This is a genomic window from Burkholderia sp. Cy-637 (assembly GCF_011753175.1).
Classification (GTDB): domain Bacteria; phylum Pseudomonadota; class Gammaproteobacteria; order Burkholderiales; family Burkholderiaceae; genus Burkholderia; species Burkholderia gladioli.
The window spans coordinates 1-22,617 of record NZ_VWWC01000052.1; the positions used below are offsets into that span (position 1 = coordinate 1).

General features: G+C 66.0%; 21 protein-coding genes, 1 tRNA gene and 1 pseudogene. 6 read left to right on the forward strand and 17 right to left on the reverse strand.

The window, feature by feature from the left end:
- Nucleotides 1-4: 4 nt before the first annotated feature.
- Nucleotides 5-874 carry an OmpA family protein gene (locus tag F3J10_RS15955; protein ID WP_240155606.1) on the forward strand — a complete coding sequence of 290 codons (870 nt, stop codon included), beginning with the start codon at nt 5-7 and terminating at the stop codon, nt 872-874.
- 93 nt (nt 875-967) lie between these two features.
- On the opposite strand, the gene tssA is transcribed toward F3J10_RS15955, so the two are convergent.
- From tssA to F3J10_RS16000, 9 genes and pseudogenes are all read right to left on the reverse strand, one after another.
- Nucleotides 968-2,122, reverse strand: a complete 1,155-nt coding sequence (gene tssA / locus F3J10_RS15960) for a type VI secretion system protein TssA (protein ID WP_167242460.1) — start codon at nt 2,120-2,122, stop codon at nt 968-970.
- 137 nt (nt 2,123-2,259) lie between these two features.
- The gene (gene tssH, locus F3J10_RS15965) at nt 2,260-4,935 is read right to left on the reverse strand and encodes a type VI secretion system ATPase TssH (RefSeq protein WP_167242461.1); all 2,676 of its coding nucleotides are present in this window, start codon (nt 4,933-4,935) and stop codon (nt 2,260-2,262) included.
- A gap of 76 nt (nt 4,936-5,011) precedes the next feature.
- Nucleotides 5,012-6,109, reverse strand: coding sequence for a type VI secretion system baseplate subunit TssG (gene tssG / locus F3J10_RS15970; RefSeq protein WP_025101127.1), 1,098 nt, complete (start codon nt 6,107-6,109; stop codon nt 5,012-5,014).
- On the reverse strand, nt 6,073-7,911 hold the full coding sequence (gene tssF, locus F3J10_RS15975) for a type VI secretion system baseplate subunit TssF (RefSeq protein ID WP_013696467.1): 1,839 nt from the start codon (nt 7,909-7,911) through the stop codon (nt 6,073-6,075). Before tssF ends, tssG begins: the two co-directional genes overlap by 37 nt.
- Nucleotides 7,912-7,988: 77 nt before the next feature.
- On the reverse strand, nt 7,989-8,471 hold the full coding sequence (gene tssE / locus F3J10_RS15980) for a type VI secretion system baseplate subunit TssE (protein ID WP_013696466.1): 483 nt from the start codon (nt 8,469-8,471) through the stop codon (nt 7,989-7,991).
- A gap of 88 nt (nt 8,472-8,559) precedes the next feature.
- A complete protein-coding gene (locus F3J10_RS15985) occupies nt 8,560-9,063 on the reverse strand; it encodes a type VI secretion system tube protein Hcp (RefSeq protein ID WP_025101128.1) in 504 nt (167 codons plus the stop codon).
- A gap of 36 nt (nt 9,064-9,099) precedes the next feature.
- Nucleotides 9,100-10,630 (reverse strand): annotated as a pseudogene (gene tssC / locus F3J10_RS15990) (type VI secretion system contractile sheath large subunit).
- A 15-nt stretch (nt 10,631-10,645) separates the two neighbouring features.
- On the reverse strand, nt 10,646-11,164 hold the full coding sequence (gene tssB / locus F3J10_RS15995; protein WP_013696463.1) for a type VI secretion system contractile sheath small subunit: 519 nt from the start codon (nt 11,162-11,164) through the stop codon (nt 10,646-10,648).
- Between the two features lie 36 nt (nt 11,165-11,200).
- A complete protein-coding gene (locus F3J10_RS16000; RefSeq protein WP_051598377.1) occupies nt 11,201-11,866 on the reverse strand; it encodes a tetratricopeptide repeat protein in 666 nt (221 codons plus the stop codon).
- 373 nt (nt 11,867-12,239) lie between these two features.
- Here F3J10_RS16000 and tssJ point away from each other — a divergent pair, with 373 nt between their 5' ends.
- From tssJ to icmH, 3 genes are all read left to right on the forward strand, one after another.
- Complete coding sequence (gene tssJ / locus F3J10_RS16005; protein WP_025101130.1) at nt 12,240-12,857, forward strand: type VI secretion system lipoprotein TssJ; 618 nt, start codon at nt 12,240-12,242, stop codon at nt 12,855-12,857.
- A 100-nt stretch (nt 12,858-12,957) separates the two neighbouring features.
- Nucleotides 12,958-14,304, forward strand: coding sequence for a type VI secretion system baseplate subunit TssK (tssK, locus tag F3J10_RS16010; RefSeq protein ID WP_025101131.1), 1,347 nt, complete (start codon nt 12,958-12,960; stop codon nt 14,302-14,304).
- Nucleotides 14,301-15,086, forward strand: a complete 786-nt coding sequence (icmH, locus tag F3J10_RS16015; RefSeq protein ID WP_013696459.1) for a type IVB secretion system protein IcmH/DotU — start codon at nt 14,301-14,303, stop codon at nt 15,084-15,086. The genes tssK and icmH overlap by 4 nt, the downstream gene beginning before the upstream one ends.
- A gap of 96 nt (nt 15,087-15,182) precedes the next feature.
- Here icmH and F3J10_RS16020 read toward each other — a convergent pair whose 3' ends face one another.
- Both F3J10_RS16020 and yiaA read right to left on the reverse strand, forming a co-directional pair.
- Nucleotides 15,183-16,367: a GGDEF domain-containing protein gene (locus F3J10_RS16020; RefSeq protein ID WP_025101132.1), complete on the reverse strand. Its 1,185-nt coding sequence runs from the start codon at nt 16,365-16,367 to the stop codon at nt 15,183-15,185.
- Nucleotides 16,368-16,755: 388 nt separating this feature from the next.
- On the reverse strand, nt 16,756-17,199 hold the full coding sequence (yiaA, locus tag F3J10_RS16025; protein WP_025101133.1) for an inner membrane protein YiaA: 444 nt from the start codon (nt 17,197-17,199) through the stop codon (nt 16,756-16,758).
- A gap of 591 nt (nt 17,200-17,790) precedes the next feature.
- On the opposite strand from yiaA, the gene F3J10_RS16030 reads away from it, so the two are divergent.
- Together F3J10_RS16030 and F3J10_RS16035 are read left to right on the forward strand one after the other, a co-directional pair.
- Complete coding sequence (locus F3J10_RS16030) at nt 17,791-18,045, forward strand: tlde1 domain-containing protein (protein ID WP_167242462.1); 255 nt, start codon at nt 17,791-17,793, stop codon at nt 18,043-18,045.
- Nucleotides 18,042-18,314 carry a hypothetical protein gene (locus tag F3J10_RS16035; protein ID WP_167242463.1) on the forward strand — a complete coding sequence of 91 codons (273 nt, stop codon included), beginning with the start codon at nt 18,042-18,044 and terminating at the stop codon, nt 18,312-18,314. The genes F3J10_RS16030 and F3J10_RS16035 overlap by 4 nt, the downstream gene beginning before the upstream one ends.
- 91 nt (nt 18,315-18,405) lie before the next feature.
- Here the strand turns inward: F3J10_RS16035 and F3J10_RS16040 are convergent.
- From F3J10_RS16040 to petA, 6 genes are all read right to left on the reverse strand, one after another.
- A tRNA-Thr gene (locus tag F3J10_RS16040) sits at nt 18,406-18,481 on the reverse strand.
- A gap of 18 nt (nt 18,482-18,499) precedes the next feature.
- On the reverse strand, nt 18,500-19,000 hold the full coding sequence (locus F3J10_RS16045; RefSeq protein ID WP_013696450.1) for a ClpXP protease specificity-enhancing factor: 501 nt from the start codon (nt 18,998-19,000) through the stop codon (nt 18,500-18,502).
- Nucleotides 19,001-19,067: 67 nt separating this feature from the next.
- Nucleotides 19,068-19,679, reverse strand: a complete 612-nt coding sequence (locus F3J10_RS16050; RefSeq protein WP_012734444.1) for a glutathione S-transferase N-terminal domain-containing protein — start codon at nt 19,677-19,679, stop codon at nt 19,068-19,070.
- A 95-nt stretch (nt 19,680-19,774) separates the two neighbouring features.
- Nucleotides 19,775-20,533: a cytochrome c1 gene (locus tag F3J10_RS16055; RefSeq protein ID WP_025101332.1), complete on the reverse strand. Its 759-nt coding sequence runs from the start codon at nt 20,531-20,533 to the stop codon at nt 19,775-19,777.
- A 22-nt stretch (nt 20,534-20,555) separates the two neighbouring features.
- Nucleotides 20,556-21,938, reverse strand: a complete 1,383-nt coding sequence (locus F3J10_RS16060) for a cytochrome bc complex cytochrome b subunit (RefSeq protein ID WP_013696448.1) — start codon at nt 21,936-21,938, stop codon at nt 20,556-20,558.
- On the reverse strand, nt 21,938-22,558 hold the full coding sequence (gene petA, locus F3J10_RS16065; RefSeq protein ID WP_025101331.1) for a ubiquinol-cytochrome c reductase iron-sulfur subunit: 621 nt from the start codon (nt 22,556-22,558) through the stop codon (nt 21,938-21,940). Before petA ends, F3J10_RS16060 begins: the two co-directional genes overlap by 1 nt.
- Between the last annotated feature and the right edge of the window lie 59 nt (nt 22,559-22,617).

Sequence of the window (22,617 nt, forward strand, 5' to 3'; positions counted from 1 at the left end):
TACCCTGATCCCGCCGGCCGGCGGTGCCGTGCAGCCGGCCGCGGCCGGCGCGCTGGGCGGCACCGCCCAGGGCGGCACGGTGCTGACCGGCACCAATGTCGCGAACGGCGCGGGCGGCGGCCAGGCCACCGGCGCCGGCACCGGCGCGACCGTGTCGGCCCCGGCGCCGGCCAATGCCACGCCGGGCCAGGTGGTGGCCGGCGGCAAGGTGCCCGACGAGGCCACCAAGGCGGCCGTGCTGCAGAAGCTGCGCGACACCTACGGCGCCGGCAACGTGGTCGACCAGATCGAGGTGGGCGACGTCACCACCCCGCCGAACTGGAGCGCCAACGTGCAGAAGCTGATCGGCCCGCAGTTGAAGCAGATCAGCAAGGGGCAGTTGAAGATCGACGGCACCTCGATCGACGTGAAGGGCGAGGTCCGCAACGAGGCGCTGCGCCAGCAGGTGGCCAGCGACATGGCCAACCAGCTGAACCCGACTTACACGATCCGCAACGCGCTGCGCGTGAGCGCCTCCGAACAGGGCATCCTCGACCAGACGCTGGCCAACCGCACCATCGAGTTCGAGACCGGCAGCGCCACGCTGACCCCGCAGGGCCGCGCGATCCTCGACCAGATGGCCGACGCGATGAGCAAGCTGGCGAACCGGCAGGTCACCGTGATCGGCCACACCGACAACTCGGGCAACCGCGCCACCAACATCTCGCTGAGCCAGGCGCGCGCCGACGCGGTGAAGGGCTACCTGGTGGCCAAGGGCATCGCCTCGCAGCAGCTGACCACCACCGGCGTGGGCCCCGACCAGCCGATCGCCTCGAACGACACCGCCGACGGGCGGGCGCGCAACCGCCGCATCGAGTTCCGCGTCAGCCAGTAAGGGCGCAGCAAGGCCGGAAACGACAACGGCACCGACGGGATCTCCCGCCGGTGCCGTTTTTTCATGGAGCCGGCCGCGCGAGGCGGCGCCCGCTCAGTTGTTCTCGTCGGGCTTCAGGCCCAGCAGCTCGCGGATATGCGACAGCGAGCCGTCGTCCTTGACCACCGAGGCCAGCCACTGGTGCAGCGGCATGTCGGCCCATTCGGCGGCCTTGTCGGCCAGATAGGCGACCGGGCTGTGCGGCTCGGTGGCGCGGAAGTACTTGGCGACGGCGCGCAACTGCTCGACGGCCTGCGCGCGATTCTGGATGCCGGCGATCACGGTCGGCGCGGCGACCGGGACCGGGACGGGCTGAACGGGCTGGGCGTGGGGCATCGGTGCGATCGGCTCCGGGGAAAGCGGGGTCTTGAAGCTCGGTTCGGCGCGTTCGAGCGAGGCGCCCTGGCCGGGCTGCGCGGGCGGCGGCGCCACCGGCTGCGCCTCGGCCACGTAACCCTGCTCCTTGGCGAAGCGCTCGGCCAGCATGCGCACCGACTCGTAGGCGTCGCGCGCCTGGCGGAAGCTCGGCGCGGCATTGCCGGCGCGGCGCTCGAGCTCGTCGTCGAGCGTGTCGAGCGCGGCGCGGAACGCGGACAGCTTGGCCAGCAGCGTGGCGTAGAAGGCCACCGAGGTCATCCGCTTGGAGGCCTCGACCTGCTCGACCGCCGGCTTGTTGCGCGAGATCTCGTGGGCGTTGTCGGGGTCGCGCCGTACCGCCTGCGCGACGTGCTGGGCCACCTCCCAGTCGAGCGCGGTATAGGCGCTGCCCGAGCCGTCGGTCAGGGGAATGGCGCGCAGCAGCTCGGCGGTGCGCCCGGACAGCCAGCCGACATTGCCGAGCCGGTATTCGGCGTCGTCGCCCTCGGGCAGCGGATGCACCTGGTCCCACCAGGTATGCACCAGGCCCGCCAGCAGCTCGTAGCCCTGGGTCAGCCCGCCCACGCCGTCCTGGATCGCCAGCGCCTCGGTGAGCCAGACCGCCAGGCGCAGGTCCTTGGTGCGCGTGCCGAGCAGCTCGACCGACTGCTCGACCACGAAGCCCCAGTCGGCTTCCTTGATTTCGGTGATCCATTCGCCCTGGTCGAGCGAGGGATCGTCGAATTTGCGCGCGTGCTGGATCGCGTCGAATTCGGACGAGAACAGCAGGTCCTCGCCGCAGGGCGAGGCCTCGCTGAGGGGCGCGAGAAGCGCGGTGACGTGAATCGGCATGATCGTGGTGACTACTCGAAACGACTCGGAAAGCGGCGGTGCCTCGCGCGCGGGGCACCGCCGGGATGCTTCGGGAAACTCGGGCTCGCGCGGCTGGCTCGATTCGACGGGCCCCGCCACGCGCGACGAACGACAGCTTACTCCACCGTGTACTCGAATTCGCCGGCCTCGCTGGCACGCACCGCGATGCGCTTGAGCGCGGTGCCGTCGGCGAGCCGCTCCAGCACATGGCCGGCGATCTCGGGCAGCAGCGTGCCGTTGAGGATGTGGTCGACGTTGCGGGCGCCCGAATCGACCTCGGTGCAGCGCGCCAGCACCGCCTCCACCAGCGACTCGTCCCACTCGAAGGCGGCCTTGTGGTTGGCCTCGATGCGGCGGCGGATGCGATCCAGCTTCAGCTCGATGATCTCGACCAGCACCTCGTCCGAGATCGGGTAATAGGGCACCACCTTCATGCGGCCCAGGAAGGCCGGCTTGAAGGCCTTGTAGAGCGCCGGGCGCAGCGTCTCGGCGAGCGCGTCGGGGTCCGGCAGTTCCTCTTCCGGCTTGTTCAGGCAGGCCTGCATCACCTGGCTGGAGCCGACGTTCGAGGTCAGGATGATCAGGGTGTTGCGGAAGTCGATCTCGCGGCCCTCGGCGTCGTCCATCGCGCCCTTGTCGAACACCTGGAAGAACATCTCCAGCACGTCCGGGTGGGCCTTCTCGACCTCGTCGAGCAGCACCACCGAATAGGGATTGCGGCGCACCGCCTCGGTCAGCACGCCGCCCTCGCCGTAGCCGACGTAACCCGGCGGCGAGCCCTTCAGGCCCGACACGCTGTGCGCCTCCTGGTACTCGCTCATGTTGATGGTGACCATCTTGCGCTCGCCGCCATAGAGCACGTCGGCCAGCGCCAGCGCCGTCTCGGTCTTGCCCACGCCCGAGGGCCCGACGAACATGAACACGCCGCGCGGCTTGTTCGGATCCTCCAGCCCGGCGGTGGCGGTGCGCACGCGCTGCGCCACCGCGTCGAGCGCGTGGTCCTGGCCGATCACGCGCGTGCCGAGCAGGGCATTGAGGTTCATCACGGTCTCGATCTCGTCCTTGACCATGCGCCCGAGCGGGATGCCGGTCCAGGCCGCGACGATCTCGGCCACCACGTGGCCGTCGACCTGCAGCGGCACCATCGGCTCGACGCCCTGCAGGGCCGCCAGCGCGGCGATGCGCTCGGCCAGCTCGGCGCGCACTGCGTCCTCATCGATGCGCTCGCCGTCGGCCGAGCCCTCGCGCGCCGCGTCGATCCTCGCGCGCAGCGCGACGATCTCGGCCACCACCGCCTGCTCCTCGGCATAACGCCGCCGGGCGGTCTCCAGCGCGGCCACATCGGCCTCGCGCGCCACCCGCAGCACCGCCAGCCGTTCCTCGTGCGAGGCGCCGCCGGCCACCTCGCGCTCCAGCGAGGCGATCTCGGCGTCGGTGCGCTCCAGGCGCTTGCTGGTGTCGTCGATCACGGCCGGCGTCGCGCTCTGCGCCAGCGCGACCTTCGCGCAGGCGGTGTCGAGCACGCTGATCGCCTTGTCGGGCAGTTGCCGGCCGCTGATGTAGCGATGCGAGAGCCGCACCGCCTCGGTGATCGCGTCGTCGAGGATGCGCACGTTGAAGTGGCGCTCCATCAGCCCGGCCATGCCGCGCAGCATGGCGGCCGCCAGCGGCTCGCTGGGTTCCTCGATCTTGACCACCTGGAAGCGCCGCGCCAAGGCAGCATCCTTCTCGAAGTACTTCTTGTACTCGCTCCAGGTGGTGGCCGCGATGGTGCGCAGCTCGCCGCGCGCCAGCGCCGGCTTGAGCAGGTTGGCCGCATCGTTCTGCCCAGCCTGGCCGCCCGCGCCGATGATGGTGTGAGCCTCGTCGATGAACAGGATGATCGGGTGCGCGCTCTTCTTGACCTCGTCGATCACGCTCTTCAGGCGGTTCTCGAACTCGCCCTTCACGCTCGCGCCGGCCTGCAGCAAGCCCATGTCGAGCACGTGCAGCGCCACGCCGGCCAGGGGCGGCGGCACGTCGCCTGCGGCGATGCGCAGCGCCAGCCCTTCCACCACGGCGGTCTTCCCGACCCCGGCCTCGCCGGTCATGATCGGGTTGTTCTGGCGGCGCCGCATCAGGATGTCGATCGCCTGGCGGATCTCGGCGTCGCGACCGATCACCGGGTCGATCTTGCCTTCCCTGGCGCGCTGCGTGAGGTTGGTGGTGTAGGTGTCGAGCGCGGGCGTCTTCGACGGGCCGCCCGCGGCGCCGGCCGCCGCCTCGGCCGCCACGTCGGTCTCATCGCCGGCGCCGGCATCGGCCTCGCGCGGCTCGGCCTCGTTCGAGCCGGCCGTGATCTCGTCGAACTTGTGCTTGAGGTCGGTTACGCGCACGCGCGCGAACTGCGGCGACATGCGCTGCGCGAATTGCGCCAGGTCGGGCGCGCTCAGCAGCGCGAGCAGCAGGTGGCCCGAGCGGATCCGCCCGATCTGCGCGTCCAGCGAGGCGATCAGCCAGGCCTGCTCGAACAGCTCGCTCAGGTGCACCGAGAACACCGGCGTGCGCGTGTTGCCGCGCTTGAGGCTCTCCAGCTCGCGTTCGAGGTCGGCGCGCAGCGCATGCGGATCGACGCCGCTGGCACGCAGCACCACCGGCATGTCGCCGCTCGTCTCGTCGAGCAGCGCGACGAACAGGTGCTCGAGATCGACCTCGTAGTGGCCGCGCGCGAAACACAGGCTCGCCGCGCGTTCGGCCGCCTTGCGGCAGGTCGGGTTCAGTTTCGCAATCAGGGTCTTGAGTGGCGTGCTCATGAGGTCGGTCGCTCTCGGGTTCGCTCGGTGTTGGTTCGGTGTTGTTGCTTGGCTTGGGCCCGGCGCGGGCCGCCGCTCAATGGATCACATGCAGTTCGTAGCGCGCGTCGGCGCGGTCGCGCTCGGCCTCGTGGGTGCAGAGGAAGGCGTCCCAGCCGAGCCGGCCGCCGCTGCCGAGGATGGTCGGGCCGACCTCGACGCGCTTGAGCACCAGCGAGATCTCGTATTCGAGCGTGATGCCGGCCAGCAGCGTCAGCATGCGCTCCAGCGCGATGGCGCGATCGCCGCCGGGCAGGAAGGCCTCGTAGTCGCGCTTGGACAGCGGCCCCACCACCAGCCGGGCGCGCATGTCGCGCTGCCAGACGCGCTCGCCGACCAGCGCGGTCGCGCCCAGCGTGGCGTTGACCTCGCCCAGCACGCTCAGCTGGTCGGGCGGCACGTCGTACCACTTGCCGACGAACTGGTCGACGCGGATCGACACCTGGAAATAGTCCGACAAGGTGCGCTGCAGGTAGGCGGCCGATACCGGCCGATGGCGCGCGGCCAGCGCGTAACCGGCGATGGCCTCGTCGATCACCGCGCCCTTGCCGTCCTGCATGGCGCGCCGCGCGTCGGGATTCGACACGCCGGCCAGCGACAGCAGCAGCGGCAGGTAGCGCTCGTCGCGGTCGAGCTCGTAATGCAGGGGCAGGCGGTACTTCTTCCAGGCCGAGTAGAACAGCGCGGTGGCGCGGTTCGAGAACACGTCGAAGAAGGCGCGCGCGGCGTGATCGCGCTTCAACTGCTCGCGCGCGATGATCTGCTCGGTGTAGTGATGCGGCAGCGCGCCCTGCCCGCCCAGCAGCCCGAAGAAGGCCGGCACGATCTCGACGCGGTCGACCTGCTCGTCCGCCACGGCGGCGCGATGCGTCTCCTCGTCGACCCGCTCGCCGGCCGCGTCGAAGGACTGCGCGCGCTCGATCTCGCTGGGCGGGAAGCCGAGCGACAGCGAGTTGCGGAACAGCACGCGGCGCTCGACGATCTCGCCGGGGCGCAGCGCGTCGGGCTTCTCCGGGTCGCGCCGGGCGAACCAGGTTTCGAGCAGCCGCACCGCCTGGAAGAACTCGAAGCGATACGGCTCGTCGAGAAACTGCTCGACTACGCCAGGATCGATTCGCCGCTGCGCGGTTTGCATCGCATGATCTCCTCGCCGGTGCGCTTGGACACGACGATCAATTGGACAAAGCTGTTGAGGTGGACGTAGAGGCCGAAGAAGGCATCGAGCATCCGCACGAAGGACGCCAGGCTGGTGCCGACGAAGTGCTCCTCGTCGATCGTCAGGCGGATCTCGATGCCGCGCACGAAGGTCGCGAAGGGCTTGCCGGGCAGCCATTGCACGGCGCCGCGCTGCTCGATCGCCACCAGCCCGTCGATGTGCCGCGTCGAGACCGCCGAGCGGCGCAGGTCGTAGAGCGTGAGCAGTTCCTTGAGCGGCGCCAGGCCGTCGTTGGCCAGGGACACGTGGTTCAGCGCCAGGTGCGAGATCAGCCGCCAGTGGGCGGCGCGCCCGCGCGCGAAACGCACGCTGGGGCTGGGTCGGCGCAGCATCGTGATGTCGCCGAAATCGGCGCCGCCGTCGGCGAACAGGTCGCCGCCGGCCAGGCCCGTGGCCAGCCCCGCCGGCAGGTCGCGGTTGGTGCAGGTCAGGCGCAGGCTCAGCGTGTCGGTCTGCGGCGCGGAAGGCTCGAAGTCGATGTCGACGATCGAGATCTCGGTCTCGTAGCCGGGGCTGTGCTGGGCCACCCAGTCGTTGCGGCGCGCGAACCAGTAATGGCCGACATGCCCGGCCTCGCCATGGTGCAGCGAATAGAAGGGCCGGAACTCGACCACCGATTCCTCGTGCGCGGTCTGGCGCACCAGGTGCACCGAATCGATCGAATAGACCTCGTAGGCGAAGGCGCGGCGCGCCTCGGCGATCACCGGGTAGGAGACGCTCTGGTGGTCGATGCGGATCGGCTCGCCGTTCTGCTTGAACAGGTTGACCACCGGCGTGCAGAACAGGCGCAGGTGGGTCGCGCTCAGCATGTCGAGCAGCCGCGCCACGTGCGAGTCGCTGCGCACGTCGGCCAGCACGATGTGCAGGGTCAGGCGGTGGCAGGGACCGGCGCGGCGCGTCATCGCGGCCAGGTCGAAATCGACGAAGTCGAACTTGTCAGGGAACGCGAAGTATTCGGTCAGCAGGCGGTAGGCCGGGTGCGAGCGCGACGGGTAGTCGATCAGCGCGTCATGCTCCTCGAAGCCGGCCTGGGTGACGGGCGAGCTGCGCAGCGCGGTCCAGCGGCCGTTGCGCTCGGGCTCGACATAGGTGGCGAGCGTGTTGATGAACAGGCAGTCGGCCAGCGCGGCGACGAAGGACTGCTCGCCGTGCAGGTGGGCACGCAGCGTCGGCAGCTTGAGCCCGGCCAGGTCGAACTGCGGCGCCATCGATTCGAAGGTGATCGAGATCACGCCGGTGGCATTGCCGGGCAGCACGGTGGCGGCCGGCGCGGCGGCGATCGAGGAATAGCGCGCCTCGGAGATGCGGATCGGCGCGATCGTCACGTCGTAGGCGGTGCGGAACTGGCATTGCACGCCGCGGATCGCGCGGCTCTTCAGCTCGGTGCCGCGCGCCACCCGATGCGGCGCGGTCTGCTGCGAGACGTTGGCGCTCGGCGTGAACTGCGCGATCGAGCAGGACGGGAAGGAGCGCAGGTAGTGCGGATACAGCACGTCGACCAGCGCCTCAGTGAATTCCGGGTAGTCGTCGTCGAGCTTCTTGTTGATGCGCGCGCCCAGCAGGGCGAAGGACTCGATCATGCGCTCGACGTGCGGGTCGTCGCAATGCTCGCCGGTCATCGCCAGGCGCGCGGCGATCTTCGGGTAGCGTCGGGCGAATTCGTGCGAGTACCGCCGTAAAAACGATAATTCGCGCTCGTAGTACGGCAGCAACTCTTCCATCGATATTCCCCGAGGGCGCCCCTCGCGGGGCTGATCGTCACCGCGTCAGGCAGCCCGCGCGGCGATCCGGATTGATGTCAAACCTTGGCGGCGCGTCCGCGCGTCACCGAGTACTGCAATGTGGACGGCTGCAGCATCGCGTCGAAACTGACGGGCTCCTGCGCCGGATGCACGACCAGCATCGCGCGAATCGCGAAATTCAGCGAATTGGTGGATTGCTCGTTCAGTTCGAACGATACCGCCACCTGCCGCAGGCGCGGCTCGTGCCGGTCGATCGCCTGCTGGATCGACTTGCAGATGAAGGCGCGGTCGTAGTGGCTCGCGAGGCTCAGGCCCGCGAAATCGTTGAGGCCGTAGGTCAGCACCGATTGCTGGCACTCCGGCAGCGCATGGAGGTCTTCGTCGGTCAGGGCGATCCGCGTGTTCAGGATCGACTCGACATCGCGGGCGACCGTGCTTTTCAGCTCGTCCAGCGACAATTGCCGCATCGCGGGCGAGGCCGGCTGATGCGGTTCGTCGTCGAACAGCTTGTCGAGGAAACTCGGCTCGAAACGTTTCATGGAACGGCGGGGCTACACAACGGCTGATGCTTGACGACCGGGGCAAAACGAAAGACGGGGCACCGCGTGCCCCGTCTTCGTCACGAGCTTAGACCGCGTAGGTCTTGTCGTTCTTGGTCAGGCTCCAGGCGCCCTGCGTGTTGCCGCCCTGGTTGCCGCCGATGTTCTGCTTGGTCTGCTTCCACTGCACGGCAGCGTACTTCAGCGAGAACTGCTCGACCGGCAGGCCTTCGGTCTGCACGCTCGGCGTGACGCTCGAGATGATCACGTACTTCAGCTTGATCTCGAGGTACTTGACGCGCTTGCCGTCGCCGTCCGAACGCATGAAGTCGATCGAGACTTCATCGAAGGTGGTGCCGCCCGACGCGTGCTGGTACAGCAGCGGGCTGGCCATGTCGAGTTCCTTGGTGAACACCATGTCGCTGTGTTCGCAACGCTCGGCCGTGTGGCCGCCCGAGGTCGACGAGGTCGCCGAACGCGGTTGCGTGACCGACCAGTCCCAGGACTTGAGCTCGATCCAGTTGGCGTGATCCTTATCCTGCGATTCACCCTTGATCGCCGGATTCCCAAAATTCAGATAGATATCTAACATGACGCTTCGACTCCCCAAAGAGGTGGTTTTCAACTCCTACCCGAGCGGCCCGCCCGAGCGACTTCTACTCAATCGCTTATGAATTTGCCGATTTGGGCAGATCCGCGACCAGGCGCAGCGAGATCGACAGCTCGTCGAGTTGGAAGTGCGGACGCAGGAACGCGACCGAACGATACGAACCCGGCTTGCCCGGAATCTCGGACACCTGCACGGATGCTTCGCGCAGCGGAAACTGCGCTTTCTGTTCCTGCGTCGCGTTGTCGTCCAGCAGCACGTACTGGGAGATCCAGCGATTCAGGAAAGATTCCACGTTCTGCGCGGAGGCGAAGCTGCCGATCTTGTCCCGCATCATCGCCTTCAGGTAGTGCGCGATGCGCGACACCGAGAAGATGTACTGGAGTTGAGCGGACAGCACGGCGTTCGCATTCGCGCTATCGGTATTGTATTTTTTGGGTTTCTGGACCGATTGCGCGGCGAAGAAGGCCGCATAGTCGGAGTTCTTGCAGTGCACCAGCGGGATGAAGCCGAGGTCGCTCAGCTCCTTCTCGCGACGATCGGTGATCGCGATCTCGGTCGGGCACTTCAGCGCGATCTCGCCGTCGTCGGTCTTGAAGGTGTGGGTCGGCAGGTCTTCCACCAGGCCCCCGCCCTCCACGCCGCGGATCGCCGCGCACCAGCCGAAGTCGTCGAAGGCGGCCGTCAGGCGCGCCGCGAACGCCCAAGCGGCGTTGCACCACAGGTACTTGGAGTGATCGGTGCCGTCCACGTCCTCGACGAAGTTGAAGCTCTCGGCGGTCTGGCCGTCCTTCGGATGGAACGGCAGGCGGCCCAGGAAGCGCGGCAGCGTGAGGCCCACGTAGCGCGAATCCTCGGCGTCGCGGAACGACTTCCACTTCGCGTACTCGACGGTATCGAACACCTTGCCGAGGTCGCGCGGCTTGCCGAGGTCGGCGAACGACTCCAGGCCGATCAGCTCGGGCGCGGCCGAGGCGATGAAGGGCGCGTGCGCGGCCGCGGCCACGTGCGACATCTGCTCGATGAAGTACATGTCCTCGGGCTGGCGCGAGATTTCGTAATCGCCGACCAGCGCGCCGAACGGGGCGCCGCCGAAGGTGCCGAACTCTTCCTCGTAGACCTTCTTGAACAGCGCGCTCTGGTCGAACTCGGTGGCGGCCTTGAAGTCGCGCACCAGCTCGCGCTTGGGCGCGTGCAGGGCCTTGATCTTGATGGTCGAGCCGGTATTGCTCTCCGAGACCAGGTAGTCGAGGCCACGCCAGGTGCCCTCGAGCTTCTGGAATTCCGGCGCATGCATCACCGCGCTCATCTGCGCGGAAATGAGCCGGTCGAGTTCGGCGACGCGCGCGTCGATGGTCGCCGAGAGGTTGTCCGACACGATCACCGTGCCGTCGAGCACCTGATGCACGAGTTCGCCGATCAGGTCCTTGGCGCGCGCGTGCTCCGATTGCGATTTCGCGACCTTGCTCTTCTCGACGATCTCGTCGAGCAGCGAGGTTTCGGCGCCCTCGAGCGCACCGGCCTGTTGGGCCGCAGCCGTTTGCTGATTCATCTCACACCCCGTAGCTTATTCGCCCTCTTTGTCGCCGCCGCCCGACTGCTTCGCGAGCGCCTGCAACTGCTGCGTGTTGCTGAGCACTTCGCTCAGCAGGTCCTCGAGCTTGTCGTTGCCGGCCAGCTTGTTGCGCAGGTCGGCCAGCTTCGAGCGCGCCTCGATCAGGCGGCGCAGCGGTTCGATCTGGTTGACCACCTGGTCCGGATCGAAATCGTCGAGCGAGCGGAACTTGAGGTCGACGGCGAACTTGCCGCCTTCCTCGCTGAGTTTGTTCTCGACCTGGTAGGCCGCGCGAGGCTCGATCGCCTTCATCACGTCGTCGAAGTTGTCGCGATCGATGTTGACGAACTTGCGGTCGCGCAGCTTCGGCATCTCGACCTCGGACTGACCGGCCAGGTCGCCGACCACGCCGACCACGAACGGCAGTTCCTTCACCTCGATCGCGTCGCCGCGCTCGACTTCGTAGGTCAGCTGCACACGGGGCGGCCGTACCTTTTGCAGGCGCTTCTGGATACTTTCTTTTTTCGCCATGACGGCTCCCGATAACGTGTGGTGGTTGAGGCGCGCTTAACGCAGCGCGCTGAACGGGTCGCCCCCGCCCTTGGCCGGCGCCGCCGCGGCGGGCTTGGCCGGGGCCGGTGCCGCGGGTGCGGCCGGCGCGGGTGCCGACGAATCGGCGGCAGGCGCCTGGGCCGGTGCTGCCGCGGCGCGCTTGCGGTAGATCTTGTGGCGCTTGACGGCCGGTTTCTGGGCCTGCTGCTCGGGCGGGAACAGCGCGTCCTCGCCGAGCGTGTCGCGCAGTTGCTTGGCCAGCGCCTGCGCGTCGGACTTGGCGTCGCCGGCCAGCGAGGAATCCTGGCGCAGCTCGCCCAGCGATTCGGTGGCGATGCGCAGGCCGGCCACCGCCAGCACGCTCTTGGACTGGCGGTCGCTGTTGTCGCGCTGCAGCGCTTCCTGCGCCGCCACGATCGCCTGGCCGTAATGGCCTTGCTGGAACTGGATCTGCGCGATGCGGGCCCAGGGCTCCTCGCGCGTCGGATCGGACTTGGCCAGTTGCTGGTAAAGGCCGATCGCCTTGTCCTGGTCACCCGCCTTGGCCACCGCGTCGGCGTCGTCGAGCGACTTGTTGAATGCCTCGGGCGTCGGCGGTGCCGGCGGCTGCGTCGCACAGCCGGCCACCACGCCACATGCCACCACTACTGCGGAAAATCTTGCGAACAGTCGGTCTTTCATCGTTTTATCACCGGGCGCGGAGTTTTAAATCGTTGAGATTCAGTAGTTTTGCTTTGGTACAAGTGCGCGGGTATAGTACCGATCAATTTTTCATAATTCAATGACCATGCGGCGAGAAGCGATTTAAATCGTCGGCGAAGCCCGCCGGACACGGCTTGACGCAATCCGTCCGGGCAATCGGATAGTAATGGGATTGGCAACATTTACTTAAAAACTCGTAAATGCGACAAAATTGAAGAAAATTTTTCCGAACAAATGAAAGGGAGTCGCGGGTGCTTCAACAACTGGGACACTCGCGCCATCCACACCGAAAAACCACGCGCTACGCCAGGCATTTCTGACAGGATCCGACTCTGGTCGCCCTCGATTCACGATGACTCCGTCCTTTCCCCGCTTCGCGCTGCCGCTCGTGGCCTGCGCCTTACTGGCAGGCTGCGCGGCGGCCGTGCCGCTGCTCGGTTCGGCCGGCAGCACGGCCCTGCAGATGGTCGGCCTCGGCAAGCCCGAGGTGCCCGACGCGCAGAAGCCGCCGCGCAATTTAGGCATTACCCTCTACGCGGCGCCGAACCTCAACGCGGCCAATGACAATAAGCCGCTGGCGCTGGTGGTGCGGCTCTACACGCTGAAGGACCCGACCTCGTTCCAGCAGGCGCCGTTCGACGCCTTCACCGATCCGGCCAAGGAGAAGGCCGCGCTCGGCGCCGACCTGCTCGGCGTGCGCGAGGTCACCCTGATCCCGGGGCAGCGCTACAACGCCACCGAGAAGGTCTCGCGCGAGGCGCAGGCGTTCGGCATCGTCGCGCTGTTCCGCAGCCCCGCGCTGCAGCGCTGGAAGCTGGCTTTCGACCCGGCGAAATCGGAGAAATCCGGCATAATCATCGGCCTGCACAACTGTGCGATGACCGTGACGGATGGCAGCGTGATTGCGCCGCAGCAGGGTATGCCGGCCCAGCAGCTGAATATGCTCTCATCAGTCAGCTGCGGTAATTAATGACTCGACGACGATTCAAGCTCGATTAAAGAAGTTTGACAGTTAGATGAATCAGGGCGCGATTAATCGAACCGCATCCTAATCACATTCAAGGTTTGACATGAGTTATTCGGCCAAGGTGCTGTGGGGTGAAGGCCTGTTTCTGAGGCCGCAGCACTTTCAACGCCAGGACGCGTATCACGAGGCGCGCCTGTTCGAGTCGCTGCAGGCGATCCAGCCTTACAACTGGGGCGTGCGCTCGGTGAAGCTCGACCGCGACGCGATCAGCAGCAACGTGCTGCGCCTGTCGGAGCTGTCGCTGATCTTCCCGGACGGCGCGCTCTACTCGGCGCCGCAGGCCGACGACCTGCCGCCGCCGGTGGCGCTGGACACGCTGCCCGAGGGCATCAACGATTTCACCTTCTACCTGGCCCTGCACCCGCTGCGCGAGGCCGGCTCGAACTACGTCGAGGACGCCGAGGGCGGTTTCCTGAGCCGCTTCACCAGCGACAACGCGCCGATCGCCGATCAGTTCACCGACGCGGCCGACGCCGACATCACCTTCCTGAAGACCAACGTCAAGCTGATCGCCCATAGCGAGCCGCGCGACCAGTTGCTGGCGATCCCGCTGGTGCGCGTGCGCCGCACCGCCACCTCGGGTTTCGAGTTCGACGACAGCTTCGTGCCGCCGTGCCTGGCGATCGAGGCCTCGGGGGTCCTGATGCAGCGGCTGCGCCAGCTGATCGACGCGCTGCAGGCCAAGGTCAACGCGCTGTACGGCTTCCACCGCGAGCCGACCAAGAACATCATCGAATTCCGCTCGGGCGACATCGCCTCGTTCTGGCTGCTGCACACGGCCAATGCCGCGTTCGCCTCGCTCGCCCACCTGTACCAGCATTCGGCGTTGCATCCGGAGCGGCTGTTCCAGGAGCTGCTGCGCCTGGCCGGCCAGTTGATGACCTTCTCGAAGTCCTACGCGCTGGCCGACCTGCCGGCCTACCGGCACGACGATCCGGGCCCGCCGTTCGCGCGCCTGGACACCATGCTGCGCGAGCTGCTCGAGACCGTGATCTCGACGCGCTACTTCGCGATCACGCTGGAGGAGGTGCGGCCCTCGTTCCATATCGGCCGCCTCGACTCCGGCAAGATCGACGACAAGACCGAGTTCTACCTGGCCGTGTCGGCCGACATGCCCTCCGTCGAGCTGGTCGACGCGGTGCCGGCGCGCTTCAAGGTCGGCGCGCCCGACGATGTCGACAAGCTGGTGCTGTCGGCCATGCCGGGCGTGCGCCTGTCCTACACGCCGCAGGTGCCGCCCGCGATTCCGGTGCGCCCGGGCGCCTGCTACTTCGCGCTCGATGCACGCAGCCCGCTGTATGAGCGGATGCTGCAGTCGCAATCGGCGATGATCTACGCGCCCTCGGGCATCAACGACCTCAAATTCGAACTGATCGCCGTCACATCATGAGCTACGCGCCCTCCCTGTTCGGCGGCACCACGCCGCCCCCCGCCCCGCATTCGGCCTCGTCGACCGACGCCAGCTTCCAGGCGCGCTCGCTGCTCGACCTGCTCTATGACGGCTTCTTCATGATGTTCCTGCTGAAGAACGGTCGCGAGCCCGGCGAGGCGAACGAGTTCCGCACGCGAATCCAGGAATTCCTGGCCGATTTCGAGCGCGGCGCGAAGAAGCTCAATGCCGGCGCCGACGACGTCTACGCCGCCAAGTTCGCGTTCTGCGCGGCGATCGACGAGGCGGTGCTGTCCTCGCAGTTCAAGGTGCGTGCCGAATGGGAGCGCCGCCCGCTGCAGCTGGTGCTGTTCGGCGAGCAACTGGCCGGCGAGAAGTTCTTCCAGTACCTGGAGGAATGCCGCGCGCACGGCGTGGCGCGCCTGCAGTCGCTGGAGGTGTTCCACATGTGCCTGCTGCTGGGCTTCCAGGGCAAGTACCTGCTCGAGGGACCGGAGAAGCTCGCCTACCTGACCGCGCGGATCGGCGACGAGATCGCCCAGATGAAGGGCAAGCGCGCGCCCTTCGCGCCGCATTGGGCGCTGCCCGACCAGATCGCGCACCGCCTCAAGCGCGAGGTGCCGCTGTGGGCGATCGGCGCCGTGTTCGCGCTGGTCGGCCTGCTGGCCTTCGTGGGGCTCAACGCCTATCTGCGCGATCACACGCTCAAGGCGCTGGCGCCGTATTCGCAGATCATCAAGGTCGGGCCGGAATCGGCCAACCTGACGATCTCGCTGCCCTGAGCCTCCCATCCTCGCGCGGGGCGCGCCCGGCACGGGCCGCCCCGCCGTCTTGCAGCACCGCTCCTTCCTTTCGGATTCCTTCCCGCGCGCGACGCCTCAGTCCTGCTCGACCAGCATGCTCGCCTGCACGCGCCCCGAGTGCAGGCAGACGCGGTTGCGTCCTGCCACCTTGGCGTCGTAGAGCGCCTGGTCGGCGCGCGCCGCCAGTTGTTCGAGCGTCTCGCCGGGCTGGCGGCTGGCCAGGCCGCCGCTGGTGCTGTACGAGCAGAGGCCGGTGGCGGTCACCACCTCGTGGCGGCTCACCTCGTCGCGCAGGCGCTCGGCGATGCGGAAGGCATCGGCCAGCGTGGTATGCGGCAGCAGGATCGCGAACTCCTCGCCGCCGAGACGCCCGAGCGCGTCGCCGCCGCGCAGCCGGCTGCGCATCAGGTCGGTGAATTCGCGCAGCACGTTGTCGCCGCCGGCATGGCCGTAGGTATCGTTGATGGACTTGAAGTGGTCGAGGTCGACCAGCAGCAGCGAGAGCGGCTTGCCGTTGAGCTCGGCATCCTCGACGCGCGCCCGCGCGACGAACTCGAAGCGCTGCCGCGACAGCGCGCCGGTCAGGAAATCATGGTCGATCACCTGGCGCGCCTCGCGCTGCAGCGAATCGTGCACCAGCAGGATCGCGCACATCGACATCACCGGCATGATCGCCGCGCCCACGCCCAGCAGCAGCACGTTGGCGGTGGCCGCGAACTGGCTCGCCTGCATGGCCTCGGGCAGCAGCACGAAACCGGCGCCGCGCGCGAGCTGGCTCAGCGCGAAGACGATCGCGAGCGAGGCGGCGGCCAGGTAGGGATAGCGCGACTGACCGGTTCGTCGTCGCAGCAGCACCACGGCGGCGATCGCGATGCACACGGCGGCGCTGAACAACGCCGTGATCGCCACGCGCATCGGCAGGCTGTCGACCGCGTAACGCCAGTAGGTCAGTGCCGGCAGCGTCAGCGCGGTGAGCAGCGCGAGCCAGGGCCAATGCGGGGGAATCTTCAGGAAGCGCGCGTAGCCGGCGTAGAGCGTCACGCCCGAGAGCAGCAGCAGGCCATTGGCGATCACGATCGACAGCAGGTCCGGCACCAGGCCGCGCGCGAGGATCAGCGCCAGCGACACCGACAGCAGCAGGTTCGCGGCAAACCATTCGCGCACGCCCGCCGCCTGGGTACGAGCCAGAGAGCCGAGCAGCACGAGCGTCAGGAGCCCGAACAGTGCGGTAGTAGCCAGAGCAACGGTGACGGCGGACATGGCAGGTGCGGAAACTCGGCACGGCGTCGGACTGCACGTCGTACTCGGACGGATCGACAGGCGAAGTCCGGAATTTAACAGTTTCGGACCAAGCGAAATGTGAAATAGGATGGCATGAGGCCATGCGCCAATCGTATCGACATGAGGATCGGCTGGTGCGCGCGATTCGATTCGGCTTACGAAAGTGAATCGATGCGGTGCTGGAAACGTTTAATCGGGGAATTTCGCGCTCGCGCAATGGCGGGCGGATCGACGGGGCGAGCGAGAAAATCGCCGGCTTTCGGCAGGCTTCGCGAAGCCCGGCAACGGGAATGCCGGCTCGGCGATTTTTCGGACAGGTGATCGATGCGGCCCATCGCGCGCCGCATCGTATCCATGCAAAGGACGTTTATTCCTGCAGCGGGGGCACCGCTTCGCCGTCACGAAACTCCGGCCGCGCGGCCTGGATATCGCGCGTGTTCTTCTGCACCGCGATCGCGCCGAACAGGGCGAGCAGGAAAGCCATGCCGTAGAAGCCCTTCTCGCTGGGCGCGAGCGTGGCATTGAACAAACCGATCCCGAGCAGGGCCACCGCCATCAGCGTCGCGATCCAGCACAGGCCGTAGTAGATGCCGGTCACGCGCAGCCCCTCCACGCGGTCGCGCACGCTCTTCTGCAGCGAGACCGCCGCGAACAGGCCCAGCACCAGCACGGTGAAGTAGTAGCCCTTCTCGTTGAGCTGCATGCCGGCGTTCCAGAGGCCGAGCAGGTAGGCGACGACGCCGGCCAGCAGCGCGGCCCACGAGGCGGCGATGAAGGCGAACGAGGGTTGCTGCGTGGTGGCTTGGTTCATGGTGAGTGTCCTCGGATTGTTATTCGGATGTGCCTTCGACACCTCGTTTCGCGGCGGATGCGATGGCGAGGTCATATGGTAATGAAACCGCGTAGGAAGGCAAAGGATTTGAAGGGGCGTGGGTGGATGATTGGGGGTTTATGGCCTGGGTGTCGATGTCGCGCCCGGTCTCGTCTTGCGAATTCATTTTTAATCAATCGGCCTGGATCCGCGCCCATTCAATTCATCATTATCGAAACCTCCACGGCAAGTTACCCGCCTTCGGAATCCATGTATTACATAGGCTTTGGAGAATTTTCACATCAATTTTTCGATCACGATTTCTGAATTTCAAGAATTCGTCGATGGATGGATTTGTTATTTCTTCATCGGATCCATTCGCGAAATTATCGATAAGCTTGGCCCACATTCGCTTGCCTGTTCTCGCGGCAATCTTCATTTTTCGATCCGGCCACGCAAGCCATGGTGTCGCACCAAACAGAGCCAGCTTGCCGTGTATGCGATTTCCGATGGAAGATAGCGCGGACCTGAAAGCGCTGGCAGCCGCAACGCCCAGCCACTATCGCTGAGAGCAAAGGATACCGACCACCCATGCCCGTCGAATGCGCGTTCGTCCTGAACAAGCATCGCAACGACGGGAAAATCGACGACGTCACTGTCATCAACGGCATCCGGCAGGCACGTTTCCGGCTGCATCCGGTTGGCCGCTTCCGCGAAAGCGACGGCTGCATCACCCTGCCAAGCCTGGCGCAATTCACCAGGTTGCGCGCCTTTCTCAAGGCGCAACCGACATTCGACGTGCCTGGGACGAAGCTGAAGGCGTATGGCCGGGTCACGGTCCGATGAAAATCGTTGCCCGAATCGTGCTCGCGCTGCTGCTGACGCTGCCCATTTATGCAGGCGTCACGGCGATACCCTGGTTGTCACACTGGTTCAATGATGGCGCCGGCTGGGATGTGGTCGCACCGATCTTACGCGCGCTCGGCTCGGAAGGTGGGAAGCAAAACGATGACTTTCTTCTTGGCGCCCTGCTCGCAATCAGCTTTGTGCTGGCGTTGATCGCGTTTGCACTATTCGGCCGGATCGTGCGTCGGTCGCACCGCCGCGATGCGTGAGCTGTAGCGAAGGGATTGAAGCGGATCAGACGAGGAGCGTTCCAGAAACGACAAAGGGTTACGCGAACATCACGTAACCCTTTGATTTATTTGGTGCCGGCTGCAGGACTCGAACCCGCCACCTGATGATTACAAATCAACTGCTCTACCAGATGAGCTAAGCCGGCGTAGCCGTAGATTCTACCTCATTTCACGATCTTGAGGCGGGGTCGGTTGCTCTTTCCCGAGGCACCGCCATCGTCGTCGGGCGACGAGGCCGGCACATCCGCGCCTTCCGACGGCTCGGCCGCCTCCCGCGCCGCTTCGTCGGCCGATGCCGGCGCAGCTTCGGCGACATCGTCCTCGATGGCCGACTCGCCCGGCTCATCGGCGGTGGCGTCGACCTGGAAGGCCATGCCCTGCCCGTTCTCGCGCGCGTAGATCGCCAGCACGTTGGCGACCGGCACCTCGAGCTTGTGCGCCTTGCCCGAGAAACGCGCCGTGAACTCGATCCATTCGTTGCCCATCTGCAGCGCGCTGGTCGCCTCGAAGCTGATGTTCAACACGATCTCGCCGTCGCGCACATACTGCCGCGGCACGCGCGTCGAATTGTCGACGCGCACCGCGATGTGCGGCGTATAACCGTTGTCCGTGCACCATTCGTACAGCGCGCGCAGCAGATACGGTTTGGTGGAAGTCTCTTGCATCACAGTCCTCGTACGGGCACGAACGCGGCGGCTCGCCGCCGCGCGCGTACCGATGGCCGCAGGGCCGTTAACGACGCATCACCTTTTCCGAAGGCGTCAGCGCCTCGATATACGCCGGGCGGCTGAAGATACGCTCGGCGTACTTCATCAGCGGTGCCGCGTTCTTCGACAACTCGATGCCGTAGTGATCCAGGCGCCACAGCAGCGGCGCGATCGCGACGTCGAGCATCGAGAACTCCTCGCCGAGCATGTACTTGTTCTTGACGAAGATCGGCGCGAGCTGGGTCAGGCGATCGCGGATCGCCAGGCGTGCCTTCTCGTGGTTCTTCTCGGCGGCCTTGCCCTTCTCGTTCTCGAGCGTGCTGACGTGGACGAACAGCTCCTTCTCGAAGTTCAGCAGGAACAGGCGCGCGCGCGCACGCTGCACCGGGTCGGCCGGCATCAGCTGCGGATGCGGGAAGCGCTCGTCGATGTACTCGTTGATGATGTTCGACTCGTACAGGATCAGATCACGTTCGACGAGGATCGGCACCTGACCATAGGGATTCATCACGGCGATGTCTTCGGGCTTGTTGAACAAGTCCACATCGCGAATCTCGAAGTCCATGCCCTTTTCGAACAGCACCAGCCGGCAGCGCTGGGAGAAAGGACACGTCGTGCCGGAATACAGAACCATCATAATTTGCGTTTCCTCAAAAAAGCCGAGGGCCGACGCGCGGACAAACCTGCCAGCAGGTCTCTCCTTGCGCCGGCCCCACGCCGGTCTTGGCGTGTTTACTTGATATCTTTCCAATACGCGGCATTCAGCCGCCACGCGAAAAAGCTCAGGATGCCGAGGAACATCAGCACCCAGACGCCGACGCGCTTGCGGGTCTGCTGCTCGGGCTCGGCCATCCAGCCCAGGTACGCGACGAGGTCGGCCACGGCCGCATCATAATCCACCGACGATAGCGTACCGGGCGTGACAGTCTGGAATCCGACGAGCTTGTGTACCTTCTCGCCCGTTTCCAGATCCTCGACATCCTCGTATTTCGCGGTGCGCTGCCCCTGCAGTTGCCAGAGCACATGCGGCATGCTGACGTTCTCGAACACCGCGTTGTTCCAGCCGGTCGGCCGCGTGTCGTCGCGGTAGAAGCTGCGCAGGTACGTGTAGAGCCAGTCGCGCCCGCGAGCCCGCGCCTCGACCGAGAGATCGGGCGGCGTCACGCCGAACCAGCTCTTCGCGTCGTCCGGCCGCATCGCGACGCTCATCGTATTGCCGACCTTGTCCGTCGCGAACAGGAGATTCGCCTCGATCTCCTTCTGGGAAATCCCCAGATCCGTCAGACGGTTGTAGCGCATCAGGTTGGCGCTATGGCAATTCAGGCAATAGTTTACAAACAATTGCGCGCCATGCTGCAGGGCAACGAGATTTTCCGCGTTATCGGGCGCCCGGTCGAGCGGAAAATTAGCTTCGTCGGCACGCGCCGGGCCCGTCGCCAACGCCAGCGATGCGGCCCCGATCAGCAGGAACGTCTTCAGCAGCGTCCTCATCATCGTGTTCTCCTCGCTCGCATTAATGGGGCCGGAAATTGACGCGCTCGGGCGGACGCTTGAACGTGCCCAATCGGGTCCAGAACGGCATGCCCAGGAAGAACGCGAAGTAGATCAGCGCGCAGAACTGCGCGATCAGCGTCTTGGCCGGCGACGGCGACTGCGTGCCGAGGAAGGCGAGCGTGAAGAAGGCGAGGACGAAAATCCCGAGGAACACCTTGTGGAAGGTCGGCCGGTAACGGATCGACTTGACCGGGCTGCGGTCCAGCCAGGGCAGGAAGAACAGCGAGACGACCGCCGAGCCCATCACCACCACGCCCCAGAACTTCGATTCGGTCAGCGCCATGAAGACCACCAGCGCGGCGGCCAGCACCGGCAGCCCGATCCGCCATTTGCCGCGCGCGCGCAGCAGCGCGACGATGCCGAGCAGCACGATCACCACCATCAGCACGATCTTGAACGGGTCGGTGGTGGCGCGCAGCATCGCGTAGAAGGCCGTGAAGTACCAGACCGGCGCGATCTCGGGCGGCGTCTGCAGCGGGTTGGCCGGAATGAAGTTGTTGGCCTCCAGGAAGTAGCCGCCCATTTCCGGCGCGAAGAACACGATCAGCGCGAAGATCATCAGGAACACGCAGACGCCGAGGAAATCGTGCACCGAGTAATAGGGGTGGAACGGGATGCCGTCGAGCGGGATGCCGTTCTCGTCCTTCTTCTCCTTGATCTCGATGCCGTCCGGGTTGTTCGAGCCCACCTCGTGCAGCGCCACCAGGTGCGCCACCACCAACCCCACCAGCACCAGCGGGATCGCGATCACGTGGAAGGCGAAGAAGCGGTTCAGCGTCACGTCGGACACCACGTAGTCGCCGCGGATCCAGAGCGAGAGGTCGGGGCCGACGAAGGGGATCGCCGAGAACAGGTTCACGATCACCTGCGCGCCCCAGAACGACATCTGGCCCCAGGGCAGCAGGTAGCCGAAGAAGGCCTCGGCCATCAGGCACAGGAAGATCGCGCAGCCGAAGATCCACACCAGTTCGCGCGGCTTGCGATACGAGCCGTAGAGCAAGCCGCGGAACATGTGCAGGTAGACCACCACGAAGAACATCGAGGCGCCGGTGGAATGCATGTAGCGGATCAGCCAGCCCCAGGGCACCTCGCGCATGATGTACTCGACCGACGCGAAGGCCAGCGTCGAGTCGGGCTTGTAGTTCATGGTGAGGAAGATGCCGGTGACGATCTGGTTGACCAGCACCAGCAGCGCCAGCGAGCCGAAGAAGTACCAGAAGTTGAAGTTCTTCGGCGCGTAGTACTCGGTCACGTGCTTCTTGATCGAGGCCGTGAGCGGGAAGCGCTCGTCGATCCAGCCGATGAAGCCCGTCGTGGAGACATTCTTGTTATCGGTCGCCATCACGCTTCTCCTTTCTCGTCCTTGCCGATCACCACCGTGGTGGCCGAGGTGAACATGTAAGGCGGAATATCGAGATTCTGTGGCGCCGGCTTGTTCTTGAAGACGCGACCGGCAAGGTCGTAGGTCGACCCGTGGCAGGGACAGAGGAAACCGCCCGGCCAGTCGTCGGGCAGGTTCGGCTGCGGGCCGGGCGTGAAGCGCGAGGTGGGCGTGCAGCCCAGGTGCGTGCACACGGCCAGCACGACGAGGATGTTCTTGTGGTCGGTGCGCGAGCGGTACTCGTTGTCGCAGTACGCCGGCAAGGGCATCGAATACGGGTTCCTGGTCTTGGGATCGGCCAGTTCCGGGTCGGCCTTCTTCACGTCGGCGAGCATCGCGTCGGTGCGGTTCAGGATCCAGACCGGCTTGCCGCGCCAGGCCACGGTGACGAGCTCGCCGGGCTTGAGCTCGCTGATGTCGACCTGCACCGGCGCGCCGGCCGCCTTCGCCTTGGTCGACGGCGCGAGCGACGCCGCGAACGGTATGACCGTGGCGACACCACCGACACCGCTTGCTACGGATGTCGCAATCAGCCAGGTACGGCGGCCGCTGTCGACGCGTTTCTCTTCTTTATCTCGCATCTCACGCCCCACTTCTGAGTTGGATTCACCGTCACGACTTCGCATACCGCCGCTAGTGT

Coding starts and splice junctions, on each gene's coding strand:
- F3J10_RS16050 (WP_012734444.1), bottom strand. CDS start 19,679: ATGATGGTTCTGTATTCCGGCACGACGTGTCCTTTCTCCCAGCGCTGC.
- F3J10_RS16030 (WP_167242462.1), top strand. CDS start 17,791: ATGCCCGTCGAATGCGCGTTCGTCCTGAACAAGCATCGCAACGACGGG.
- tssK (WP_025101131.1), top strand. CDS start 12,958: ATGAGTTATTCGGCCAAGGTGCTGTGGGGTGAAGGCCTGTTTCTGAGG.
- icmH (WP_013696459.1), top strand. CDS start 14,301: ATGAGCTACGCGCCCTCCCTGTTCGGCGGCACCACGCCGCCCCCCGCC.
- tssB (WP_013696463.1), bottom strand. CDS start 11,164: ATGGCGAAAAAAGAAAGTATCCAGAAGCGCCTGCAAAAGGTACGGCCG.
- F3J10_RS16055 (WP_025101332.1), bottom strand. CDS start 20,533: ATGAGGACGCTGCTGAAGACGTTCCTGCTGATCGGGGCCGCATCGCTG.
- yiaA (WP_025101133.1), bottom strand. CDS start 17,199: ATGAACCAAGCCACCACGCAGCAACCCTCGTTCGCCTTCATCGCCGCC.
- F3J10_RS16060 (WP_013696448.1), bottom strand. CDS start 21,938: ATGGCGACCGATAACAAGAATGTCTCCACGACGGGCTTCATCGGCTGG.
- tssE (WP_013696466.1), bottom strand. CDS start 8,471: ATGAAACGTTTCGAGCCGAGTTTCCTCGACAAGCTGTTCGACGACGAA.
- F3J10_RS16000 (WP_051598377.1), bottom strand. CDS start 11,866: ATGAAAGACCGACTGTTCGCAAGATTTTCCGCAGTAGTGGTGGCATGT.
- F3J10_RS16035 (WP_167242463.1), top strand. CDS start 18,042: ATGAAAATCGTTGCCCGAATCGTGCTCGCGCTGCTGCTGACGCTGCCC.
- tssF (WP_013696467.1), bottom strand. CDS start 7,911: ATGGAAGAGTTGCTGCCGTACTACGAGCGCGAATTATCGTTTTTACGG.
- tssG (WP_025101127.1), bottom strand. CDS start 6,109: ATGCAAACCGCGCAGCGGCGAATCGATCCTGGCGTAGTCGAGCAGTTT.
- F3J10_RS16045 (WP_013696450.1), bottom strand. CDS start 19,000: ATGCAAGAGACTTCCACCAAACCGTATCTGCTGCGCGCGCTGTACGAA.
- F3J10_RS15985 (WP_025101128.1), bottom strand. CDS start 9,063: ATGTTAGATATCTATCTGAATTTTGGGAATCCGGCGATCAAGGGTGAA.
- tssH (WP_167242461.1), bottom strand. CDS start 4,935: ATGAGCACGCCACTCAAGACCCTGATTGCGAAACTGAACCCGACCTGC.
- petA (WP_025101331.1), bottom strand. CDS start 22,558: ATGCGAGATAAAGAAGAGAAACGCGTCGACAGCGGCCGCCGTACCTGG.
- tssA (WP_167242460.1), bottom strand. CDS start 2,122: ATGCCGATTCACGTCACCGCGCTTCTCGCGCCCCTCAGCGAGGCCTCG.
- F3J10_RS16020 (WP_025101132.1), bottom strand. CDS start 16,367: ATGTCCGCCGTCACCGTTGCTCTGGCTACTACCGCACTGTTCGGGCTC.
- tssJ (WP_025101130.1), top strand. CDS start 12,240: ATGACTCCGTCCTTTCCCCGCTTCGCGCTGCCGCTCGTGGCCTGCGCC.